Origin of the sequence: Peribacillus sp. NPDC097895 (genome assembly GCF_050277555.1) — a bacterium.
In the GTDB taxonomy this organism is placed as follows: domain Bacteria; phylum Bacillota; class Bacilli; order Bacillales; family DSM-1321; genus Peribacillus.
Window position 1 is genome coordinate 320,950 of the sequence record NZ_JBNNSH010000004.1, and the last position, 22,226, is coordinate 343,175.

Annotated in this window: 22 protein-coding genes; 12 read left to right on the plus strand and 10 right to left on the minus strand. The window is 38.6% G+C overall.

Annotated elements, in window-relative coordinates; all coding sequences use genetic code 11:
* Positions 1–131: 131 nt before the first annotated feature.
* The gene (locus tag ACQKMH_RS20610; protein ID WP_427589258.1) at positions 132–1,268 is read left to right on the plus strand and encodes a DNA alkylation repair protein; all 1,137 of its coding nucleotides are present in this window, start codon (positions 132–134) and stop codon (positions 1,266–1,268) included.
* Between the two features lie 177 nt (positions 1,269–1,445).
* On the opposite strand, the gene ACQKMH_RS20615 is transcribed toward ACQKMH_RS20610, so the two are convergent.
* Both ACQKMH_RS20615 and ACQKMH_RS20620 read right to left on the minus strand, forming a co-directional pair.
* On the minus strand, positions 1,446–2,000 hold the full coding sequence (locus tag ACQKMH_RS20615) for an HPP family protein (protein WP_427589259.1): 555 nt from the start codon (positions 1,998–2,000) through the stop codon (positions 1,446–1,448).
* A gap of 119 nt (positions 2,001–2,119) precedes the next feature.
* The gene (locus ACQKMH_RS20620; RefSeq protein ID WP_427589260.1) at positions 2,120–2,704 is read right to left on the minus strand and encodes a CGNR zinc finger domain-containing protein; all 585 of its coding nucleotides are present in this window, start codon (positions 2,702–2,704) and stop codon (positions 2,120–2,122) included.
* A 371-nt stretch (positions 2,705–3,075) separates the two neighbouring features.
* On the opposite strand from ACQKMH_RS20620, the gene treP reads away from it, so the two are divergent.
* The 3 genes from treP to treR all read left to right on the plus strand — a co-directional run bounded on the left by treP (position 3,076) and on the right by treR (position 7,018).
* Positions 3,076–4,527: a PTS system trehalose-specific EIIBC component gene (gene treP, locus ACQKMH_RS20625; RefSeq protein WP_427589261.1), complete on the plus strand. Its 1,452-nt coding sequence runs from the start codon at positions 3,076–3,078 to the stop codon at positions 4,525–4,527.
* Positions 4,528–4,608: 81 nt separating this feature from the next.
* Complete coding sequence (gene treC / locus ACQKMH_RS20630) at positions 4,609–6,276, plus strand: alpha,alpha-phosphotrehalase (RefSeq protein WP_427589262.1); 1,668 nt, start codon at positions 4,609–4,611, stop codon at positions 6,274–6,276.
* Between the two features lie 31 nt (positions 6,277–6,307).
* A complete protein-coding gene (gene treR / locus ACQKMH_RS20635; protein ID WP_427589263.1) occupies positions 6,308–7,018 on the plus strand; it encodes a trehalose operon repressor in 711 nt (236 codons plus the stop codon).
* 156 nt (positions 7,019–7,174) lie between these two features.
* On the opposite strand, the gene ACQKMH_RS20640 is transcribed toward treR, so the two are convergent.
* From ACQKMH_RS20640 to ACQKMH_RS20650, 3 genes are all read right to left on the minus strand, one after another.
* Positions 7,175–7,522, minus strand: coding sequence for a DMT family transporter (locus ACQKMH_RS20640; RefSeq protein ID WP_427589264.1), 348 nt, complete (start codon positions 7,520–7,522; stop codon positions 7,175–7,177).
* Positions 7,523–7,547: 25 nt separating this feature from the next.
* Positions 7,548–7,877 (minus strand): DMT family transporter, encoded by a 330-nt coding sequence (locus tag ACQKMH_RS20645; protein ID WP_427589265.1) that lies wholly within the window; start codon positions 7,875–7,877, stop codon positions 7,548–7,550.
* A 435-nt stretch (positions 7,878–8,312) separates the two neighbouring features.
* The gene (locus tag ACQKMH_RS20650) at positions 8,313–8,807 is read right to left on the minus strand and encodes an AAA family ATPase (protein ID WP_427589266.1); all 495 of its coding nucleotides are present in this window, start codon (positions 8,805–8,807) and stop codon (positions 8,313–8,315) included.
* 127 nt (positions 8,808–8,934) lie between these two features.
* Here ACQKMH_RS20650 and ACQKMH_RS20655 point away from each other — a divergent pair, with 127 nt between their 5' ends.
* Positions 8,935–9,519 carry a GNAT family N-acetyltransferase gene (locus ACQKMH_RS20655; RefSeq protein WP_427589267.1) on the plus strand — a complete coding sequence of 195 codons (585 nt, stop codon included), beginning with the start codon at positions 8,935–8,937 and terminating at the stop codon, positions 9,517–9,519.
* Between the two features lie 64 nt (positions 9,520–9,583).
* On the opposite strand, the gene ACQKMH_RS20660 is transcribed toward ACQKMH_RS20655, so the two are convergent.
* A complete protein-coding gene (locus ACQKMH_RS20660) occupies positions 9,584–9,886 on the minus strand; it encodes a CotD family spore coat protein (RefSeq protein WP_427589268.1) in 303 nt (100 codons plus the stop codon).
* A gap of 211 nt (positions 9,887–10,097) precedes the next feature.
* Positions 10,098–11,009, minus strand: coding sequence for a phosphotransferase family protein (locus tag ACQKMH_RS20665; protein ID WP_427589269.1), 912 nt, complete (start codon positions 11,007–11,009; stop codon positions 10,098–10,100).
* Between the two features lie 475 nt (positions 11,010–11,484).
* Between ACQKMH_RS20665 and ACQKMH_RS20670 the strand changes: the two genes are divergently transcribed.
* Positions 11,485–12,174, plus strand: coding sequence for an N-acetylmuramoyl-L-alanine amidase (locus tag ACQKMH_RS20670; protein WP_427589270.1), 690 nt, complete (start codon positions 11,485–11,487; stop codon positions 12,172–12,174).
* Between the two features lie 705 nt (positions 12,175–12,879).
* On the opposite strand, the gene ACQKMH_RS20675 is transcribed toward ACQKMH_RS20670, so the two are convergent.
* Positions 12,880–13,518, minus strand: coding sequence for a LexA family protein (locus ACQKMH_RS20675; RefSeq protein WP_427589271.1), 639 nt, complete (start codon positions 13,516–13,518; stop codon positions 12,880–12,882).
* A gap of 133 nt (positions 13,519–13,651) precedes the next feature.
* Here ACQKMH_RS20675 and ACQKMH_RS20680 point away from each other — a divergent pair, with 133 nt between their 5' ends.
* Both ACQKMH_RS20680 and ACQKMH_RS20685 read left to right on the plus strand, forming a co-directional pair.
* A complete protein-coding gene (locus tag ACQKMH_RS20680; protein WP_427589272.1) occupies positions 13,652–13,876 on the plus strand; it encodes a helix-turn-helix transcriptional regulator in 225 nt (74 codons plus the stop codon).
* A gap of 813 nt (positions 13,877–14,689) precedes the next feature.
* On the plus strand, positions 14,690–16,222 hold the full coding sequence (locus tag ACQKMH_RS20685) for an esterase/lipase family protein (protein ID WP_427589375.1): 1,533 nt from the start codon (positions 14,690–14,692) through the stop codon (positions 16,220–16,222).
* Positions 16,223–16,826: 604 nt separating this feature from the next.
* Here ACQKMH_RS20685 and ACQKMH_RS20690 read toward each other — a convergent pair.
* On the minus strand, positions 16,827–17,114 hold the full coding sequence (locus tag ACQKMH_RS20690) for a hypothetical protein (protein ID WP_427589273.1): 288 nt from the start codon (positions 17,112–17,114) through the stop codon (positions 16,827–16,829).
* Between the two features lie 596 nt (positions 17,115–17,710).
* Positions 17,711–18,334 (minus strand): transcriptional repressor LexA, encoded by a 624-nt coding sequence (gene lexA / locus ACQKMH_RS20695; protein WP_230159747.1) that lies wholly within the window; start codon positions 18,332–18,334, stop codon positions 17,711–17,713.
* A gap of 155 nt (positions 18,335–18,489) precedes the next feature.
* Between lexA and yneA the strand changes: the two genes are divergently transcribed.
* The 4 genes from yneA (at position 18,490) to tkt (ending at position 22,009) form a co-directional block, all read left to right on the plus strand.
* Positions 18,490–18,801: a cell division suppressor protein YneA gene (yneA, locus tag ACQKMH_RS20700; RefSeq protein WP_427589274.1), complete on the plus strand. Its 312-nt coding sequence runs from the start codon at positions 18,490–18,492 to the stop codon at positions 18,799–18,801.
* A 19-nt stretch (positions 18,802–18,820) separates the two neighbouring features.
* A complete protein-coding gene (locus tag ACQKMH_RS20705; protein WP_427589275.1) occupies positions 18,821–19,477 on the plus strand; it encodes a YneB family resolvase-like protein in 657 nt (218 codons plus the stop codon).
* Positions 19,478–19,542: 65 nt separating this feature from the next.
* Positions 19,543–19,776 (plus strand): DUF896 domain-containing protein, encoded by a 234-nt coding sequence (locus tag ACQKMH_RS20710; protein ID WP_427589276.1) that lies wholly within the window; start codon positions 19,543–19,545, stop codon positions 19,774–19,776.
* A gap of 229 nt (positions 19,777–20,005) precedes the next feature.
* Positions 20,006–22,009: a transketolase gene (gene tkt / locus ACQKMH_RS20715; protein ID WP_427589277.1), complete on the plus strand. Its 2,004-nt coding sequence runs from the start codon at positions 20,006–20,008 to the stop codon at positions 22,007–22,009.
* Positions 22,010–22,226: the final 217 nt, after the last annotated feature.

The window sequence follows — 22,226 nt, forward strand, 5'->3', positions numbered from 1 at the left end:
CTATTTTTGATATGATTCTCAAGGATGTTATGTGTTCAGGTTATTGCGTTATCTCCTTGTTATATGATAGGGGAAAATGCTATGGTTGAGATACATGTGCAAGTCCAATATAAAGAAAAGAAGTGAAATAAATGGCTGAGCCCTTAAAGGATTTATATAATGAAACGTTTATTCGTGAATTCGGTGAAAAAGTAAAGGGTGTCCATCCGTCCTTCTCTACTGAATCGTTTGTAAGGGAAGTGATTGATGAGCATTGGGACGAGAGGAAGTTAAAAGAACGAATTAGACATATTTCCATTACCCTCGGGAAGTACCTTCCAAGTGATTATCAAGAGGCTTTGGATATTTTGTATCGAATTGATAAGGATTGTGAAGGGTTTAGATATTTATTTTTCCCGGATTTCGTCGAGGTACATGGATTGAATAAGGAGGATTGGCCGTTATCGCTAGATGCGTTAGAGCGTTTTACTGCAAGGTCATCCTCTGAATTTGCAATCCGTGCTTTTATCTTGCTTGATCCCGTTTTACTGATCGAGAAGATGAAAGAATGGACCAAGCATGATAATGAACATGTCCGCAGGCTGGCCAGTGAGGGGTGCCGGCCCAGGTTACCTTGGGGACAAGCTTTACCGATATTCAAGTCTGATCCGACACCTGTATTGGAATTGCTTGAGAACCTGAAAAGCGATCCGTCCCTTTATGTACGCAAAAGTGTGGCAAATAACTTGAATGATATTGCGAGAGATCATCCAAATGCCGTCATAGCGACTGCCAAGCGCTGGCATGAAAGTGGAAACGCCCAAACGATTTGGATTATCCGACGGGGATGCCGGAACCTTGTTCGTCAAGCAGATCCAGAGGTCCTTTCATTATTTGGTTACACGGATGTATTGAACAATCCTACTATCATTACAAACGCATTTCTTAGAAATGAACCAGATTCGATTTTTATTGGGGAAACCAGTGAAATTCATTTCGGGTTTCAAGTGCACGTGAAGGATCCAGCGAAACTTCGTATAGAGTACACGATCGATTTTGTAAAAGCCAATAAGAAAACGTCTCGCAAGATATTCCTACTGGCAGATAGGAATTTCACGGATGGAGAGCGGGTAGAGAGAGTCAGAATCCACAATTGGAAGGATTTGACCACACGTCGTCATTACACGGGAATCCATCGAATCTCCCTTCGCGTAAACGGGGTGGAAGTTGCAGAAACGCATGTAAAACTAAACGCTGAACCTTCATTGTTTATTGATAATATCGAATGAGTGCCTGGAGGGGAAATTAACGGTCAAATTTTAAAAACCTAAAAAAACTGTAAACAAACTCCAATATTATTGAGTCTGTCTACAGTCTGAGAGGAGTAGCCTAGCTCATCTTTTTGTTATTAGATATAAGTGCAGATTACTCATTTTTGAATACACTTCGTTACATCGTTTATCGCATCAAATCCAAAAAGTCGGATAGTTCCGATTGCTGCGCAAATTATTAATTAACAGTGCAAGGAAAACGATTATCACGGAACCAATTAACACAGGTGTAAATAAATAGCTCCAGCTATAATGACCAAGCATAACAATAAGTGGGTCTGCCCCTGCTGGTGGGTGTGTCGTTTTTGTCAGCATCATGACGGCAATTGCTAATCCGACTGCTAAGCCGATTGCCCAAGGCTCATCGCCAAAAAAATGATAGAAAGCTAAACCTACGAATGTAGAAACAAAATGGCCGCCAATAATATTGCGGGGCTGTGATAACGGCGCGTTCCATAGACCGAACGCCAGTACACAGCTTGCACCAAATGGAGCCATTAACCACACTGCTGAAGTCATTTTTGTTAAAATAATTAAAGCGAAAATAGTTAAAAATCCACCGATTAGGCCGGTTATTGCGTCTTTTACATTTATATGTAAAGGACTTCTTCCTTTTCCCTTCATTTTAGATAAATACCGTATATGAAATGAGCGTGATTCTTTTTGCCCCGTAACAGCTATGCGGTCCATTATTCCCCCTCCTTAAATGTACATTTACACTTTACACGAAATCAACTAACCTGTCAAAATCATTTTTAACAGTTAGTTAAAATTCGTAAAAAAACCAACTCTTTTAATAAGTTGGCTCTTCATTCATCATCAGATTTCCGGTGTTGAAATCGGGCGACCTTTTTTCTATTACCGCATATTTTCATTGAACACCACTTACGTCTTCCACTTTCATCGATAAATAACAATACGCAATCATTATTCGAGCATCGCTTTAATGAGGCTAGCTTATTTTCTTCAATTAAAGTTAATAAGTCATAAGCAATAAAAGAAAGCATGGTATCTTCTGATTCTCCAACAGGTATGGGAGTTAATTTTTGATTCATTAATTTATAAGTGAATGGAGCTTTTTCGATTTTTTTTTCTAAAAAAGCGATAAACTCATCAGGAATCGGATTCCCATCTGCAAGTAATTCGAATTGTCTTCTTAAAATTGAACGCATTTCTAGTAGACATACTAATACCTGCCCGATTCTCTCTTTAAGTTTTAAGCAAAGCTGATCATTCCAAAATGAGTTTTGCTCTTTTATTACAGTAAGCCAGTCCAGCACATCTTCTTCTGATAGCAATAAGTCTTGTCGTTGACCTCGACTGACTAGTTCCGTGTTCACTAAATCCAAAGAAAGATTACCTGATATTAGTGGAAATTTATTAGTTTCGGACATAAGTTCATCTCCCATTTACCTATTATATTCTAACCATTAAAGTGTCAATAAAGAGGTTATATCCTCATTATACCTTATTACGGAATTTTACAGCTACTAATCATGTCTGATGGGAATCCCTTAAGGTATATCTATTAATGCACCCTTAACTGGATAACATTTCAAAGGTTGTAATTCCTTTATTGTGGATGAATCGTATAGTAAATCGAAGCCATGAAAATCAACCCTAAATAATAGTGAAGGTAGATGGCTGGAAAAAAGTGATTGACAAAACCTGTACGTACAGGGTAACATGAAAGCGTATACAGAACCTATACGTACAGGTTATAAAATCAATTATATTTTGCTTTCTAGGGAAGGGAAGTAGTGAAATGGGTAAATACACAGAACCTGCAAGGGATTTGCTCCAACATGTCGGAGGGAAGGAAAATATTGCGACGGTTACGCATTGTGCGACAAGAATGCGTTTTGCGTTGAAAGATCCCGCCAAGGCGGATGTAACGAATATCGAATCGATTAAGCTTGTGAAAGGAACGTTTACACAAGCTGGCCAGTTTCAGGTCATAATCGGGAACGAAGTATCATCGTTTTATAATGAATTCGTTTCCATAGCTGGACTTCAGGAAGCGTCAAAAGAAGATGTGAAAAATGCAGCTAAACAGAATATGAGCTGGCTGCAGCGTATGATTGCACATCTAGCTGATATTTTCACCCCGCTGATTCCTGCCATAGTCGTTGGCGGCCTCATTCTTGGATTCCGCAATATCATCGGGGATATTAAAATGTTCGATGACAGCACAAAGACCCTTGTGGATATTTCACAATTTTGGGCAGGGGTACACGCCTTCCTTTGGCTGATAGGTGAAGCAATTTTTCATTTTCTTCCTGTTGGGATTACATGGTCGATCTCAAAAAAAATGGGTACGACTCAAATCCTCGGTATCGTCCTTGGTTTGACCCTGGTTTCCCCACAACTTCTGAATGCTTACGCAGTTGCAGGCACGAAGGCAAGTGACATTCCTTTTTGGGATTTCGGTTTTGCCCAGGTCGATATGATTGGCTACCAGGCTCAAGTCATCCCAGCGATACTTGCAGGGTTCGTCTTGGCGTATTTAGAACGGTTCTTGAGAGATAAAGTGCACAATTCCATTTCCATGATCGTCGTTCCATTTTTTGCTTTACTTCCAACAGTAATCATTGCCCATACCATTTTGGGGCCTTTAGGTTGGAAAATCGGTTCAGTCATTTCAACGGTTGTTTATTCCGGACTGAATTCATCAGTTGGCTGGCTTTTTGCTGCCGTCTTCGGCTTTGCCTATGCACCACTTGTCATCACAGGCTTGCATCATATGACAAACGCAATCGATCTTCAGCTTATGAGTGAACTAGGCGGAACGAACCTTTGGCCAATGATCGCTTTATCCAATATTGCTCAAGGTACAGCAGTGCTTGCGATGATTTACATTAACAGAAAGGATCAGGAGGAAAGACAAGTTTCCATTCCCGCTACGATTTCATGTTATCTCGGAGTAACGGAGCCTGCCATGTTCGGCATTAACTTGAAATACGGCTTTCCGTTCTTAGCCGGTATGATCGGTTCACTTTTCGCAGGCATCGTTTCAGTCGGATCTGGGGTGATGGCGAACTCAATCGGTGTTGGGGGGATTCCAGGTATCCTTTCCATCCAGCCAAAGCATATGGGTATGTTTGCGGTCGCGATGTTGGTTGCATTCATCGTGCCATTCATTTTGACTATAGCATTCTCCAAGCGTCCTCAAATGAACTTGAAAACAAGAACGAAAACAACGAAATTAAATGCGTAATTATGCGGAGGGGGAGCATTCTCCCTCTTTTTTATCATAGAGACAATAAGATACAACCGGGAAAGTAGAGGAGGATTTACAATGAAGGATTTTAAAAAAAGTACCATCTATCAAATTTATCCGAAGTCTTTTAAGGACTCCAACGGCGACGGCATCGGCGACATAAAGGGTGTCATTGAAAAACTTGATTATCTGAATAAACTGGGAGTGGATTATATTTGGCTGACCCCCTTTTATCGTTCACCTCAAAATGATAATGGATATGATGTAGCGGATTACACATCCATTGATCCAGCGTTTGGAACGATGGATGATTTCGAAAGATTGGTGAAGGAAGCTAATTCACGGGATATCCAAATCATGCTGGATATGGTATTCAACCATACTTCAACAGAGCATGAATGGTTCCAGAAAGCACTGGCTGGAGAGAAAGCATATAAGGATTATTATATTTTCAGGAAATCACAAAATGAGGATCCCCCTACAAATTGGATTTCAAAATTCGGTGGCTCTGCATGGGAATATGTAGAGGAACAAGATGAATATTACCTCCATTTGTTCGATCGGACACAAGCGGACCTTAACTGGGAAAATCCGAAAGTAAGGCAGGAAATCTTCAATATTATTAACTTCTGGCTGGATAAAGGTGTCAAAGGATTCCGATTGGATGTCATCAATCTTATTTCTAAACCCCAATTCTTTGAAAATGACATAGAAGGAGATGGACGTTGCTTTTATACAGATGGTCCCAAAATTCATCAATTCCTTAAGGAGATGAATGAAGAAACGTTTGGGAAGGATATAGAGGTGATGACTGTAGGGGAAATGTCATCAACCACCATTGACCATTGCATCAAATATTCATCACCAGTTGAAAAGGAGCTGTCCATGGTATTCAATTTTCATCATCTAAAGGTGGATTACAAGGATGGTGAAAAGTGGTCGATTGTTGATTTTGACTTCAGGAAGTTAAAAGATATCCTAAGCAGCTGGCAATATGGGATGCAAGAAGGCAATGGGTGGAATGCCCTGTTCTGGTGCAACCATGACCAGCCGAGGATCGTCTCCCGGTTTGGCAATGATTCAGAGTATCAAAAGGAATCCGCCAAGATGCTTGCGACGGCCATCCATATGCTTAGGGGAACCCCCTATATTTATCAAGGTGAGGAAATAGGGATGACCAATCCGAAATTCAATCAAATTGAACAATACCGCGATGTGGAGTCGATTAATTATTTCAATATCTTAAAAGAGGAAGGCAAAGATGAGAGTGATATAATCGAAATCCTCCAAGCTAAATCCCGCGACAACTCGCGAACTCCCATGCAGTGGAAACATGCAGAGCATGCAGGTTTTACGGAAGGGACGCCATGGATTACAGTGCCTGATAATGCAAAGGCCATCAACGTGGAACAGGCACTCAATGATCATGATTCCATCTTCTATCATTACCAAAAACTTATATTATTAAGGAAGAAACATGATATCATTGCATATGGGGACTATCAGGAAATTCTAGGCGACCATGACGAACTATTCGCCTATTTACGCAGTCATGCAGATGAGAAACTCTTGGTTATCAATAACTTTTATGCAAAAGAAGCTTCCTTCGAAATTCCAAGGGAGGCAGACCTATCCGGATTCAAGTCAGAGCTCCTGATCTCAAATTATCGTGATTCAAAAGAGCATGCAGGTGATTTTATCCTGCGCCCCTATGAATCATGTGTCTATTTGTTGAAAAGGGAGTAGCAGACTAACAAATATGTATTGTGGTGATGAAATGAACAGTAAGTATCTATCGCTATACGGTGATATCGTTTCAAAAATTGAAGAAGGTAGCTTTCCCACCAATTCAAAGCTTCCATCTGAAAGTAGTTTTATGGAAGAATATGGAATATCGAGGGATACTGTGAGAAAGTCCTTACACCTGCTTGAACAAAATGGGTATATTCATAAAATCAAAGGCAAGGGTTCCTTTGTGTTGGATTTCAGCAAATTTAATTTTCCAGTAGCAGGCTTGATTTCCTATAAAGAAATGGTGGAAAAGTTGAATATGCATTCCAAAACGATCATCCATACCCTGGAGCTTGAGCCACCTGATTCAAACATGATTAAGCTTCTTGACTTAACTGAAGGTGAAAAAGTATGGAAAGTTGTCCGAGTCAGGCAAATCAACGGCAAGAAAATCATTTTGGACAAAGACTATTTCAATAGTGAGTTCGTAACTAACCTGACAAAGGAAATTTGTGAGGATTCAATTTATGGATATATTGAAAAGATACTGGGACACCAGATTGGTTTTTCAAATAAAGAAATTACCGTGGAACCATGCAGAGATGAAGATAAACAATTATTGGACATAGAAGACTACAATATGGTGGCAGTTGTGAAAAGTACGGTTCATTTAATGGATGGAACACTGTTTCAGTATAGTGAATCCAGACATAGACCCGATAAATTCAAGTTTACGGACTTTGCACGAAGAACTTGATGAAGGCTGAGGTATGTGGTGACAGGCTAAGAAAATCGTGTACAAATGAACCAGGTAAATAAGGATGGGAACAATAATTCTCGTGTTTCTCTAATAGAGATCGAGTTGGACTCTTTTTCTTTTTGAACGAGCGGGGATAGGGGGATCGTCAAACCATTAGTTTGACGATCCTTCTGCTTGTTTCGGAGTATGGGAAGCATTTAGTAAAACCACTCCCCCAATGATTAATACTAAGCCACCTAATGTAGTAATACTAAATGGCTCATTCCATAATAGTACGCCAATTAATGCTGTTAAAGCTGTGCCTATTCCTGCCCAAATGGCATATGCCAAGCTTAACGGGATTGTTTTAAGGCATAAAGATAAGCTATAAAAGGCTATTCCAAATCCTATTATAACCCCAAATGAAGCGGATAAATGAGAGAAGCCTTCAGACAACTTAAGCATGGTCGTACCAAATACTTCGCTTATGATTGATATTCCTAAAGCTATGTAACCTTTCAAATTATGACCTCCAATTACTAAATTGTTAATGAGTGCCTCCACTAGAGAGTTTCAAAACAACCACTCCTCCAATGATCAGGACTAAACCTAAAAATTTTTTCAGGTTAAAACTTTCTTTATAAACGATAACTCCCACTAAAGCAGTTAAAGCTGTGCCTATTCCCGACCAAATGGCATAAGCCGTTCCAAGCGGGATGGTCATTAGAGATAACGACAGGCAATAAAAAGCCAAACCCATTCCAATTACCACACCAACGGAGGGGAATAACTTTTTAAACCCGTTTGATACTTTTAACATCGAACTGCCAAACACTTCACTTAGGATGGCTATCGCCAAAAATGCATAAGGATTCAAGATGAACTCCTCCTAAATATTGATTACTATTTTCAATCACTTCCCCCAAGAATCTTATCATCAAAAGGACTCATTTCACCAGTGAGAACATACTAAAGAGCAAAGACTTTAGGAAACGAATAATAGAGTTGAATCGTTAAACGGCAACAGCGGATTAATAGAAAACAATGATGGGGGTTGATGGACAGTGGGAAAATGGTCATTAAGAGCTTGTCCATTTTTTGTTTGGCTGAATGCCCATCAATAAAGTCATCAGGGTAGCAGCATTTTTTCCTAAGAAAGTAGGGAGTAGGAAAGTGGTAGAAAATGAAATTAATTATCAGGTTCATTATTTCATGGATTTCCTTATGAAAACCAGAAGCAGACAAGTTTGAGCTTTTAGAAAAGCTGTAGGCGTTTCATCAGAAAGCTTCATATCTTCATTTATAAAGTTCTTTATTTAGGCAAGTTCTTCATTATCCATTGTTTAATTAACTTAGCAACTTGTGGTGGAGAAGTGTTAGAAGTGTCTATAGTTGGTACTGGTGGAACTGAAGTTTTGGCTTCTTGAACTAATTTATCAGATAGTGCATTCATATATTTAATGCTGTCAGTCGTCCATTTGCCACGAGCCGATAATCGTTGTGTACGCGCTTCTTCGTTACAATGAAGATGTAGGTAATGAACTGGATTGAATAAAGGGAAATGGTCGCAAATTTCAATATTATATGGATCAGGTACATTGCCGAATAATACGGAATTTCGCCCGGAATAAGCACTATAATAGGCAACTTTCAACCAATTATCACAAGCTGTTTGATAATCGTCATTGTTAACGATAAGATCCATATCAAATACATTGAAATCAACCATGATTTTCTGCAATTCCAGTGAAGTTGCCGATTTACCTGAGCCGCTAATGCCAGTCACAATAAAAAGAGGGTAAGTCATGATCATCACCTTCCAGTATGTTAAGGAAATAGGTTACTATTATCATAAAGATATTTTCCACTTTATTTATTAGTATGTTGAAACTGTTGATTCGCGTCTTTTATTTACCCAGAAGGAGTAAAGAACTTTGACTGCCCATAAGATTGTTTTAGGAATGGGCTGCTTAAGTACTGCTAGGATTGTACTTTTTGAATGTGGACGTTGCTTGTTTGTATATAAAAACTCACAGGATATAGAAAGGGGGATAATTATGTATGTTAGTCAAACCAGCGATCATGAAATAATTGCAAAATTAAACCAAAATGTTCACAATTTGCATGTAAAACTATATCCAAAGTATTTTAAGGAATATGACTATAGTGCAATGAAGGATACATTCAAAACTTTAGTTGAAAATAACAGGTATATTTTTCTTCTTTTAAAAGATCATGAAGAACCGGTCGGTTACGCATGGATTGAAATTAAAAACCATCCAGAAAATGCTTTTAAAAATGCGTATAAATCTGTATATGTACATCAACTCAGTATCGTCGAAAGTCAAACCCAAAAAGGGTACGGTAAAAAACTGATGAATGAAGTCTATGATATTGCTAAAAAGAACGATATTGATTTAATTGAATTGGATTATTGGTTTGAAAACAATGGTGCAAAAGAATTTTATAAAAAACAACACTTTAAAAAGTATAGGGAGTTTGCATTTAAACAGTTGTAAATGATGAATATCAAATTTCAAAGGTTGAAGGAATTAATAAAAACCCCGAATTGGGGTTTTTTTATTAATATCTGAACATTCTCCTTGAATAACAAGGGGGTTGAGGAACTCCACAAACAAAGTTTTGGGTATAACACTCTTTCACGACACTTCGGGTATGCGGAATATACGTGATAAAGTGTTTATTCACGGTAGTTGTATGTGTTGGATGAAAAACTGGAATCACAGTGTTACTGACATTTGTTTTAACATCATGCTTTGTTGGGGAGATTTGTGGTGGATTATTCTGAGTAGGCATTGTTCGATGCGGGCAATATTGTGGTGGACATTGACCGCCTTGTGGATGCCCCCATGGCTTATTATACATATCAACACCTCCTATATTGTTTATAAAGTCATTGTTAGTTTATGAAAATAAGTGATAAAGGGACTAGTATAAATGCCTTTATCAAAAATAATGACTACATAATGTCACTGTATTAATGGTTCACTTTATCGAAAACTTTTTCCTAGCAGGGAGAGGGGATTTTATCAGGGGCCTATCTGATCTTTCACTCATTTAAAAAAATGATTAAACATCAATTAAAACGAATTTGGTTAATCGCTTGATGAACAAATGTCTTGTGCCTTTTCCGCCAGTTATTTTCCTTGCTTTTTTCCAAGCCCCATTCAGGAAATGTAGATAACCGTAATGCGGCAAATAATTGCCAGTAGGGTAAGTTTGTAAAATTCACCTCCGACATCATGCATTTATATTGATTAGTGAAGTCATTCATCGCTTGCATTCCAAAATGATATAAAATTTCGAGTTGACTATTTGCAAGGTCGGCCAAAGGATCCCCTAAGCCTGAGTCTTCCCAATCAATTATGGAAACTAATTTATCTTCTTTCCATAATATATTTCCTGGCCAATAATCTCCGTGAAGGATAACTTCCTTATTCAGTGAGGGTATTGGCATGGAGGATTTTAATAAATCTCTAATCAAGCTCAGATTCAATGTTTCGTCCAGGATTACCTTATTTAACATCTCGACATAGGTGTTTTCTAGTATAGGCAGAAATGATAAATCTAGATTTGAACAATCGACACGGTGGATTTTTGCTAGATTGGTTGCCAACTGAAAGATATATTCTTTTAAATTTGAGGGAGTGAATTCGGGCTTTCCATCAATAAATTCGATAATTACACATGGCTTGGAAAAAAACTCGCCGGATTGATCGAAGTAATATGGCGTCGGGACCGGCAAACCTGCAGCTTTTAATACCCTTAAGAGCTTATGTTCATCTGCCGCAATATTTGGGTTTCGTTTCAAATCATTATCACCATGCTGACGAACGACCATTCTTATGTTCTGCCCTCTAGATTGTAATGCTTCAAGTCCAGTAACCTGTGCAGAGATTCCGCCTTTTAAGTCCCAGACACGAATAAGCTTGTTTCCTGGATCTAACTTTTGAATCAATTGCTCAAACCGTTTGAATTCATTCGTCATGCGTTCTTCTCCTTTTAAAATCGAGTATTGAACATCACAATGATGGGATATCGATAGTGTCCATCGGCACTGTTACCCACATTTGCAGAATCATAAGGGCGCCTTGCCTGTTTGCCCATTATAAGAATATGGTTATTTCATGTATGATGTCACGTCCATCAATTGATAGAAGTTCCTGTTTGATTTTACCAAAGTAAAATAATAGAAGAAAGCATTTAATGAAGTCAAAAGTTAATTGCACTTTAGTCGTAGTGTTTTGTATCAAGATGATCATACCATGGTATAAACACCCGGCGGGGTGTATTTTTTTTGAAAAAGAAAAGGGTGGGGAGTAGAAGAGATTCCATAAGAACTGAGGCAGCGGAGTAAGGAAAACAAAGAATTTTCTCTATTAATTTCAGTTTTTTTTAATCCGGTAGGATATGTGTACAAGCATATGTCGTGACGTGACATAAGATTAATAGAGGTGATAAAAATGGTAAAAATATTTATTGACCCCGGACATGGCGGTACGGATCCAGGCTCGGTGGGAAATGGATTAAAAGAAAAAGATTTAACTTTATCCATTGCAACTAGAATTAAAGATATTTTAATAATAGAATATAATAATGTTTCTGTAAAAATGAGTAGGACCCTAGATACGTACCCCTCCTTAAACGATCGAACGAATCAAGCGAACGCTTGGGGAGCCGACTTCTACCTCTCCATCCACATTAATGCAGGAGGCGGCACTGGTTATGAGGATTACATTTATACCTTCACGGACCAGGCAACGAAAACGTATCAAGATCAAATTCATTCAGAGGTCATGAAGCTCATTAATATCCAAGACAGAGGACAAAAAACAGGAGATTTACATGTGCTCCGGGAAACGGACATGCCTGCACTTCTGACTGAAAATGGATTTATCGATAATGCCAATGACGCAGCCAAATTGAAAATGGCCTCCTTTATTGAAGCCCTCGCTCGCGGACATGTAAACGGTATCGTTAAATGCTTCAATCTTACAAAGAAAAGTACAGCGGTATACCATACTGTTGTTGACGGGGACACCGTGTATTCCTTAAGCCTGGCCTATGGCAGTACTGTTCAAAAAATTAAAGAGTGGAACGACCTTGACAGCCAGTACACTATTTTTGTAAATCAGAAGTTACGAGTGAAATGAATAATTTGTAATTGATTGGTTAAATTATGTATAACTTCTAGAAAGCACACCATGTAAAAAGCCCTTCTCTTTAAAGAGAGGGTTTTTTTATTGGTTCAAAAAAGGTCAAAAACATGTGACCGTTTTACTCATTATGTTTAAATCATGCTATACATATTTTGAAGGAGAGCGAAAAGGGGGTTATAGGATAAAAATATAATTTGCCTTAGACTTGATAAAAGGGGAAATAAGTGATTTAAAGACTACGATAATAAATGGCAGTTTTATAGAGATACAAGCCCCTGACGGGATTCGAACCCGCACTTTCGTAAGCATAGGTTAGGGGAGAACACGCTTCCCTACGGATTTTCACCGGCAGGAATTGCACCTGCCTCAGCTTATTTGCTTTTCGGTGCTTCTGAAACCCTTACCTTGCGCCCCGGTGTCTACAATGTTTTCCGGCGCTCTTCCCTTCTAGAGCTACAGGGGCGAATGTTTATCATTATATTTTATTATACGATTCTTATATGATGCTGGAAACCGGATATGATATTTTAAATCCATGTTTCATTAAAACAAGACTAAAAAAGCACAAACCAAATGGCCTGTACCTTATATGTATCACCAAATTGAATGCTTATAAAGAATACCATCGTAAAGATAGGGTCGTTGTATGTAACCAATTTATTCATTGCCACTAATGAAACCCTAAAGGGCATGGAGTGTTCAATCGTATATTTTAATCGCTTGAACCACTTTCCCTAAAATTCTTACGCGATCATTTTTGATATGATAGATTTTTTCTTCATAAAAAGGATCCGTGCTGCAGGGAGTAAGTGTGATGCTTTCTTCGCTAATATTTACTTTTTTGACAGTAGCATCGTACCCATTTACTAAGACCACACCGATTTTCCCATTATCGACGTAGGTTGTTTTTTCAACAAGGATCAAGGATCCGTCACTGAATTCTTTGTTCATGCTGTTGCCTTTTACTCTAAGGAAAAAGTATTCCTGATCGGTCTTTAGCATGGAATTTAATGTCGGCATATACGCTTCAATATATTCATGGGTAAAATTTGGCTCTCCAGCAGGGATATTTCCGTAGACACCAATTAATCTAACATTATTTTCGTTTAAAAATTCCATTGAAGGATTATTTTTAACGATAGGTGTTCCTTCAATGAGGTGAGATAGCGGTATTTCAAAGCAGGTGGACATCATGCTCAATTTATCCATTAATGGCTTATTCCGCCCTGATTCCCAAGCTGAAACTGCCGTTGGGGCCACTTTTAATATTTTTGCCAAATCTTCTTGTGTCATTTTTCGTTCTTTTCTAAACATTTTAATCCGTTCACCAATGTGCATATTTCTTCACCTCTACCTCGAATATACACCATGAGTGAAAGTGAGTAAACTCAAAGTGCGTGAATTTTACAAAAAATCGTTGGAAACTATACTTCAAGTGTGATAGTATTTTTATAATAGGGGGTGACAAGATATGACAAACGTTAAATTCACACTTAAACAAGCTAGGAAGTATAAAGGTATAACTCAAGAAGAAATGGCAAAAGTGCTAAAGATGGCCAAGAGGACCTACATTGACTATGAGCAATATAAGATTCCATTGCGGATTGATAAGGCGTATATGTTTGCTGAATGTGTAGGATTCTCGATCGATGATATCATTTTTTTTGACCCTAATCTACACTTTAAATGTAGTTGAAAGGTCAAAGGCTGAATGTGCGTCATGACGATATGGAAAATCTGTTCATCGGCAATTCTAACGCGCCAAGGGGATACAAAAGTCCATATGAGTTTCATGTAGTGGATGGAAAAGTTGCTGTAGGAGCAGCCGTTAGTACCATTGCGATTGGAAAGAAATTCTCTTTAGCAATGTGTAAGGGTTTTGTTTAATACAGAGATTAATTGTGTATCTATTGGAAAAATTGTTGTCAAAAACACCAAGATTAGGGGCAATTGGATAGTGGCATATTCAAAGGAATTAGTACGGAGGTTCATAAATAGTCAAGCCCTTTATCCTTTGAAGGAGAAGGGCTTGTTCTCATTTTTACGTAAGGAACTTAAATTGCATGTGATGAAAAGGTCTTCTTCCCTAATTTCTAAAGCTAGACTGTGTCATTATTGTAAAATCCTATTTTTGTACTTTGTGAAAAAAGAGAATCACTAAAAGCGGGGCAGAAAGTTAAAGAAAATATCCCTTCAAAGTTAAGCACTCTCTCCCAATCGAAAATGAGTTAATAGAAATCGTCCGTAAGTAACATTGACGCATCCTCATACTTTATCTCTATATTAATGAATTCCTTCTAGTTTTTTTCTCCCATTTTTATAAAGATTGCAGGTAATGGATTGTAAAAGTACAAATATAAACTTATGAATGAATAAAGCAGACTTGGCAAAGGAGGACATAGATAATAGGAGAATTCAAAATTTCAAAGGATATGGGAGGAGATAGCAATTGAAAAGGAATGTAATCAATTATGTCATTTTTCTTGTCCTTATATTAACAATATTACTTATGTCCAAACCAGACATTTCCACAGCAGGAAAATTGAAGCCGCCTTCCGAAACTTTCAGCCCAGGGGATTGGTTTCTGGGGAGCAGCCCTCCCAATCTTGACGTAAATAAACCACCTATCGTATTTGTTCAAGGGAAAAATGGCAGCTCAACAAGCTGGTACGGTGAAACGGATTATCATGGTGTCAATGATATGTATACCAAAGCATATGAGGCTGGCTACCAAACCGTTTTTGTTCAGCTTTATGATTCAGCTGGAAATGGATCTGCTAGCCAATATGATAATGGTAGGCTGTTAGCATCCATGCTTGCAGAAATCAGTAACCATTTCGGCGGAGAAAAAGTAAATATTATCGCTCACAGCAAAGGGGGACCAGACACCCAAGCGGCTCTTGTACACTATGGAGCACACCAATATGTTGGCAGGGTCATCACTTTAGCTTCTCCACATCACGGTTCTCATCTAGCTGATTTGGCTTATAGCTGGTATGCAGGTTGGCTTGGTTCGCTTTTAGGTCAAAAAGATGATGGAACATATTCTTTGCAAGTTGGCAAAATGGCGGAATTTCGCTCTGCCACGGATAACCATGTTAACTCTCGTAAAAACATGTATTTCACGGTGACAGGAATGAATAGAGGACCAGCTCTTTCTGCTTTATCAATGGGGGGGCAATATTTATCTACGTATGGAGAAAATGATGGTTTAGTGAATGTATGGAGTTCAAAAATTCCCTATGCGTCACATTTGTTTACTGATCCGAACTTAGATCACGATAATATTCGAGTGGGTTCAGCTGTATTTCCAAGAATTGAGCCCTATTTAAGAAGCGCTTCCACTGTTGAGCTTCCGAGTGTAATGGTTAAATATAAACAACAAGTTGAAGATGATGTCATTACAACCGCTCTCGCACAAACCGTTCTAGGAGGTGTTCTGCAACGAAATATCTGGAACGAACAAACTTTCCATGTAAATGAAGCAGCCCCAGGTAATATAACCATATATACAGCCTCAAAAGATGTTGAGGTTGAATTAATTTCTCCATCCAATAAAAGGCATTCGCCTTCGGTAAAGGTCCACTCTGCAAAATATGAAGCTTCCTTTTTTAATGGTGCAACCATCCAAACATTTAATGGAAACAACCTTGAGATTGGGGACTGGAGAGTGCGAATGAAGACTAAGTCACCAACTGACGCCTACCTGTTAACAGCACAATTTAACGAAACGAATCCCATTACATTAAGCATGTCTGGAAAGGTTAAGCAAAAGGATGCGAAATTTTTAATAAAGAATCCTATCAATAATAAAAAAGGGCCAATCAGCACCACTTTTATGGTTCATTTGTTAGATGAATCCGGGAATGAAATTAATGAAAAAAGCTCAATACAAGTAATGGACAAAGAAAATTTTTCAGGTACCCTTCCAGATGTACCTAAATCGGGTGTTTATAATGTAACGATTGATGTCATGGAAAGAAGTGTCAGTGGTGCTGAAAGGACCCGTACGCTGATTCGTTCTGTTTATATTGAAAAATAGTAAGAAGATGCCTTCTTTTTATTGAAGGCATCTCGGACCGCCCGCAGAAAGCGAGTGCCTGGAGGGGAAATCAGCGGTCAAATTCTCCCCACCAAAAAACTGTAGGCAAAATCCATTATTATCGAATATGTAGACAAAAGGAGTTCTATCTACCTGTTAAAACAAAGTTGATTGGAACGGAAGGTCCGAGACTCCCGCTTAGGGATACGCGTCCAAGGGAGACCCCGCAGGCACAAAGAGCGCCGAAAGCGAGTGCCAGAGATTAAATCTACGTTAAAATTTACAAACCTAAAAAACTGTAGACAAACTCAATTATTAATTAGTTTGTCTACAGTCGAAGAAATAAATCAAAATCGTGAAAACAGTGGAAAGAAGCCTTTACCACCAGAAATTCATCAAGATAGAAACCAAGGAGCTTAAAGAGATTTCAACGGAGCTTGAGAGGTTACTATTTGAAAGATGAACCAACAAAAAAGTTTGCCTATTCGTTTCTTACAGCAGCATACCGCAATATAAATTGCGTGTGGTCGATGGTATAGATACGATGTAGTAGCCTGTTATTTAATAGATGAATGAATTTCATCTCCGGCCATACACTAGATAGCTAATCTGTCTTTTCATTAGATGATCTATAGGACAAAATGCCAGTTTTGAGCGCAGCGTAATTGCCTATACTTGCATAGCCATAAAACCAGCCCATAAAAATTCCTGCAACCAAATGATTTCTATGGCTGATGAAAATGGAAATGAACAAGCCAAGAACTAATGCGATGGTAGGGATGAATTTTTTAGGAGTATGAAACAAAACCTTAATCAGTTGAGTAAGTATTATTATGGTAGGAATGGCTATCACTGCATCCCAAAAATTTGTATGGATGGTCGGGAAGTCCATAATTTCACCACCTTAAATTGGAAGATGTACAAAATTAACTTTCACCATTTATATAGGATTTATACCACAGTAATTTTTACGATAGAAGCCATTTAACAAAGAAAGGTAATCCGAGCAGTTTTAAAGATTTTCAACGGTCAACTTATAAAGCCATCAATCCAAGTAAAGTAATGGATTTGATGGCTTTTTCTGCGTTGGAGGACAAAATGGTTTAGGTGTCAACGGTACGCCAGTTTAACGATTCAGAATCGTTGAGGATAATCATATCGTCAAGATTCAGTCTCTGCGCATGCCGAAGCATTGGATTTTATGGAAGTACAGTTTTTTTAGCTTGATCACATGAACTTTATCTGGGTGCGTGAATTTATTCCTCTTTTTTAAAATTTAACTATAGGTTGCATTTACATAGGCTTCCACGCACCGAATGGCAATTGTTTACTTTCCTATTAGCAATAAAAGAAAAAAGGAAAATTGAAATAATCCTATTAAAATTCCCTTCTATTAAATAAAAGTAATCAAAACCTAGTCTTCCATATGCATAATGAGAGAGTTTGGGACATAAATTAAAACAAACAAAAAAAGCGCCTTTAGCGCTTTTAGTGTATTTGTCTATATAAGCCTATTACTTTTCCAAGTATCGAAACATCTCTTAAAATAATGGGTTCCATATTTGAGTTCTCAGGCTGAAGCCTTATGTAATCCGGTTCCTTAAAGAATCGTTTTACAGTGGCTTCATCATCTTCAGTCATAGCCACGACGATATCTCCGTTATTGGCACTGCTTTGTTGTTTCACGATGACATAATCCCCATCATGAATTCCTGCCTCGATCATACTCTCTCCCATGATTTCGAGCATGAATACATGGTCATCATGTGGAACCATGCTTTCGGGAAGCGGGAAGTATTCTTCTATGTTCTCAATGGCCGTAATCGGCATGCCTGCTGTTACTTTTCCAAGTAAAGGCACGTTCACAACATTCGTTTTCGGTATACTGTTGGCTTCTTCTAAATTCAGGATTTCAATGGCCCTCGGCTTGGTAGGATCACGTCTTATCAGTCCTTTGCTTTCCAGGCGGGATAAATGTCCGTGAACTGTTGAACTTGATGCAAGTCCCACTGCTTCGCCAATCTCCCTTACGGAAGGCGGATACCCTTTTTGGCGAACTTCTTCTTTAATGAAATCAAGAATATCTTGCTGCCGTTTTGATAGTTTAGTCATTTTTGCACCTCTTCTCCAATTTTCTTTGCTTCATTATATCATGGCCCCCATCTCTATACAAACATAAGTTCGAATTTTGTTGTTGACTGAAACAAACGTTCGTATTATAATTCGGATATAACATACGAACGAACATTCGCTTTGGAGGGATATTTATGAAAAATTTATACAAAAACTATATTTATACGATTCTATTAGCGGGATCTGTATTCATCTTTTCAATTTTATTCTCTTGTACATTAGACAACGATCAAAAAAAGGATTTCCTTTCTATAGAAGTAAGCGAAGGCGACACCTTATGGGGAATTGCCGAAGAATATGAAGAAGCTAATTTGACAAAAAAAGAATTCATTGGTTGGATAGAAGAGCATAATGGGGTCAGGGCGGATTCAATTAAACCTGGTCAAGTCATTGTCATACCTGTTAAAGGGGAAGAACTTGTTCAGAATTTGGCAAGCGAGCAGTAAGTAGCGAAGGTAGGGTATTATGAAGGCAGTAATCTATTGCAGGGTTAGCACAGAAAAAGAGTCACAGGAAACATCATTGGCAAGGCAGGAAGATGAATTGGTCAAATTGGCAGAGAAGCTGGATGTAGAAGTTGTTTCCATAATAAAAGAACAGGCTAGCGGTTATGAGTTAAACCGTGATGGCATTTTTGACATGCTTGAACTTTTTAAAACCAAAGAAGCTGAAGTTCTATTAATCCAAGACGAAACAAGGCTGGGGAGAGGGAATGCGAAAATTGCCCTTTTCCATGTCATTCTTAAAGAAGGCGTGAAAATTTATACGCTTTCACACGATGGGGAACTGGAGTTATCGGATTCAGATGCCATGGTCATCCAGATAGTCGGTATTGTCGAAGAATATCAAAGGAAATTACATAATTTGAAAATAAAACGCGGTATGTTAAGAGCCGTTGAAAAAGGATACCGCCCTCAAAAAAATCTTCATAATCAGAGGAATTCTACCGGAAGGGAACGTAAGGAGATTCCTATTGAAGAAATTATTAAACTTCGGGCTAATGGATTGACGTTTGCAGAAATCGCAGCCACTTTAAGGGGCTTTGGCTACCATGTATCTAAAGCCACTGTAAACCGACGCTTTCTTGAACATCAACAAAATACACAGGAAAGTCAATCATAGAACTTGTAATTTCGCTTTTTTTTTAATACCATGACAATATCCGCAGATTACGAAGGAGCGAAATTATGCTATCACAAGAAAAATTAGCCCGTATTAATGAACTTTCTAAAAAAGCAAAGGAAGAAGGATTAACGGAAGTTGAGGCGAAAGAGCAAACACAATTAAGAAGTGAGTATTTGGAAACATTTAGACGGTCCATGTCCAATACCTTGGAGCATGTAAAAGTTGTCGATCCAGAAGGTAATGATGTCACTCCTCAAAAGATAAAAGATATAAAAGAAAAAAGAAACTTACATTAATGCTTGGAATTTTCTGATGGTACACTCCATTGGAAGATTCTTTTTGCTTTATGATTAATAACAGATAGCATTCATGTATGTATTCGCCCATTTAGTTTAATCTAAATAGGGGACTTCCAAAATTTTTAAAAATTGAAGTATTGAGGTAGTAAATAGTGATTTTAGTTGTGATATTGTGCAGGTCACTATAATATAAAGAGGTACATTACAGGAAGGGATGTTTTACAATATGTTAGATAAATTAGATGCACTTTCCATCAATACGATTCGTACATTATCGATTGATGCAATTGAAAAGGCTAATTCAGGTCATCCAGGTATGCCAATGGGTGCAGCGCCAATGGCGTATAAACTATGGACTGATTACATGAATCATAACCCCAAAAATCCAGATTGGTTTAATAGAGATCGCTTTGTTCTTTCAGCTGGTCATGGATCTATGCTGTTATACAGCCTTCTTCATTTATCAGGATATGGCTTATCTATCGATGATTTGAAAAGCTTCCGCCAATGGGGCAGCAAAACTCCAGGTCATCCTGAATACGGACATACTGCTGGTGTAGATGCAACGACAGGACCGCTTGGACAAGGGATTGCAATGGCAGTGGGTATGGCAATGGCAGAACGCCACTTGGCTGAAAGCTATAACCGTGATTCATATAATGTAGTCGATCACTTTACATATAGCATTTGTGGAGATGGAGATTTAATGGAAGGCGTTTCTGCAGAAGCCGCTTCATTAGCCGGACATCTTCAACTTGGAAGACTTGTTGTTTTATATGATTCTAATGACATTTCCCTTGATGGCGACTTAAGCCAATCATTTAGTGAAAGCGTGGCAGACCGGTTCAAATCTTATGGCTGGCAATATGTCCGTGTTGAGGATGGGAATGATCTTCAGGAGATTGCTAAAGCGATTGAAGAAGCGAAATCTGATGATGCACGCCCAACATTAATAGAAGTGAAAACCGTTATTGGTTACGGTTCACCAAACCGTTCAGGTAAATCTGCTGTACACGGCGCTCCGCTTGGTGCAGATGAGATGAAGCTGACTAAGGAAGCATATAAATGGACATTCGAAGAGGATTTCTACGTTCCTGAAGAAGTGTATTCACACTTCAGTGAGGCTTGTGTAGATGCAGGCGCTCAAAAAGAAGAAGCTTGGAATGAATTGTTCAAAAATTATAAAGAAGCACATCCTGAATTAGCTGAACAATTGGAGTTGGCAATCAAAGGTGAAATGCCTGCTGAATGGGATCAGGATATTCCGGTCTATGAAGAAGGTAAAACATTAGCTTCCCGTGCTTCAAGTGGGGAAGTATTAAACGCAATTGCCAAAAGGGTTCCTAGCTTTATCGGTGGTTCAGCAGATTTAGCTGGGTCTAATAATACTGCTATCAAAGGTGAGACAGATCTATTACCAGGCAATTACAGTGGTCGTAACATCTGGTTTGGTGTACGTGAGTTTGCTATGGGGGCGGCTTTGAATGGGATGACCCTTCACGGCGGATTGAAAGTGTACGGGGGAACATTCTTCGTATTCTCTGATTACTTACGTCCTGCCATAAGAATGGCAGCATTGATGGGCTTACCTGTTACTTATGTTTTCACTCATGACAGCATTGCTGTAGGGGAAGACGGACCGACACATGAGCCAATTGAACAATTGGCATCATTACGGGCAATGCCGAACCTGGGCGTTATCCGTCCAGCTGATGGTAATGAAACGGCAGCAGCTTGGAAAGTGGCTATGGAGTCTACAAATAAACCAACTGCCCTTGTACTTACACGTCAAGGATTACCAACAATTAAAGGCACTTCCGAAACTGCTTATGAAGGTGTTTCCAAAGGGGCTTACATCATCTCCGCTTCTAAGAAAGAAGTAGCCGATGCATTACTTCTTGCGACTGGTTCCGAAGTGAACTTGGCTGTAGAAGCACAGAAAGCTTTAGCAAAAGAAGGCATTGAAGTTTCGGTAATCAGCATGCCATCATGGGATCGATTTGAAACTCAATCTAAAGAATATAAACAAAGTGTAATTAATCCGGCAGTGAAAAAACGTCTAGCCATCGAAGTGGCTTCACCGTTTGGCTGGGATCGTTATGCAGGTGATGAGGGTGAAATTTTGGCCATCAATCATTTTGGAGCCTCTGCACCAGGCGGTAAGATCATGCAAGAGTTTGGTTTCACTGTAGAAAATGTAGTTGCTCGTGTTAAAGAAATGCTTAAATAAAAGTAAGGGAACTGACACCAACTGGTTTGGTGTCAGTTTTTTTATCGAAATTTCTTCATGTGTGTTGAAAGTGCACCTATTCTACGGAAATTCTTCCATTCGACAAAAAAAGAAGAAAATTTCTCCAGCAAACAACATATCTTGTTGGTTTGTCAATATATAATGAGAATAATTAATTTTCGTTTAAATGTGTCATTTATAGGGGAAAGTCATTATG

Excerpts from the sequence above, each read along its gene's own strand:
- ACQKMH_RS20610 (WP_427589258.1), top strand. The coding sequence starts at position 132 with ATGGCTGAGCCCTTAAAGGATTTATATAATGAAACGTTTATTCGTGAA.
- ACQKMH_RS20615 (WP_427589259.1), bottom strand. The coding sequence starts at position 2,000 with ATGGACCGCATAGCTGTTACGGGGCAAAAAGAATCACGCTCATTTCAT.
- ACQKMH_RS20620 (WP_427589260.1), bottom strand. The coding sequence starts at position 2,704 with ATGTCCGAAACTAATAAATTTCCACTAATATCAGGTAATCTTTCTTTG.
- treP (WP_427589261.1), top strand. The coding sequence starts at position 3,076 with ATGGGTAAATACACAGAACCTGCAAGGGATTTGCTCCAACATGTCGGA.
- treC (WP_427589262.1), top strand. The coding sequence starts at position 4,609 with ATGAAGGATTTTAAAAAAAGTACCATCTATCAAATTTATCCGAAGTCT.
- treR (WP_427589263.1), top strand. The coding sequence starts at position 6,308 with ATGAACAGTAAGTATCTATCGCTATACGGTGATATCGTTTCAAAAATT.
- ACQKMH_RS20650 (WP_427589266.1), bottom strand. The coding sequence starts at position 8,807 with ATGACTTACCCTCTTTTTATTGTGACTGGCATTAGCGGCTCAGGTAAA.
- ACQKMH_RS20660 (WP_427589268.1), bottom strand. The coding sequence starts at position 9,886 with ATGTATAATAAGCCATGGGGGCATCCACAAGGCGGTCAATGTCCACCA.
- ACQKMH_RS20665 (WP_427589269.1), bottom strand. The coding sequence starts at position 11,009 with ATGACGAATGAATTCAAACGGTTTGAGCAATTGATTCAAAAGTTAGAT.
- ACQKMH_RS20670 (WP_427589270.1), top strand. The coding sequence starts at position 11,485 with ATGGTAAAAATATTTATTGACCCCGGACATGGCGGTACGGATCCAGGC.
- ACQKMH_RS20675 (WP_427589271.1), bottom strand. The coding sequence starts at position 13,518 with ATGCACATTGGTGAACGGATTAAAATGTTTAGAAAAGAACGAAAAATG.
- ACQKMH_RS20680 (WP_427589272.1), top strand. The coding sequence starts at position 13,652 with ATGACAAACGTTAAATTCACACTTAAACAAGCTAGGAAGTATAAAGGT.
- ACQKMH_RS20685 (WP_427589375.1), top strand. The coding sequence starts at position 14,690 with ATGTCCAAACCAGACATTTCCACAGCAGGAAAATTGAAGCCGCCTTCC.
- ACQKMH_RS20690 (WP_427589273.1), bottom strand. The coding sequence starts at position 17,114 with ATGGACTTCCCGACCATCCATACAAATTTTTGGGATGCAGTGATAGCC.
- lexA (WP_230159747.1), bottom strand. The coding sequence starts at position 18,334 with ATGACTAAACTATCAAAACGGCAGCAAGATATTCTTGATTTCATTAAA.
- yneA (WP_427589274.1), top strand. The coding sequence starts at position 18,490 with ATGAAAAATTTATACAAAAACTATATTTATACGATTCTATTAGCGGGA.
- ACQKMH_RS20705 (WP_427589275.1), top strand. The coding sequence starts at position 18,821 with ATGAAGGCAGTAATCTATTGCAGGGTTAGCACAGAAAAAGAGTCACAG.
- ACQKMH_RS20710 (WP_427589276.1), top strand. The coding sequence starts at position 19,543 with ATGCTATCACAAGAAAAATTAGCCCGTATTAATGAACTTTCTAAAAAA.
- tkt (WP_427589277.1), top strand. The coding sequence starts at position 20,006 with ATGTTAGATAAATTAGATGCACTTTCCATCAATACGATTCGTACATTA.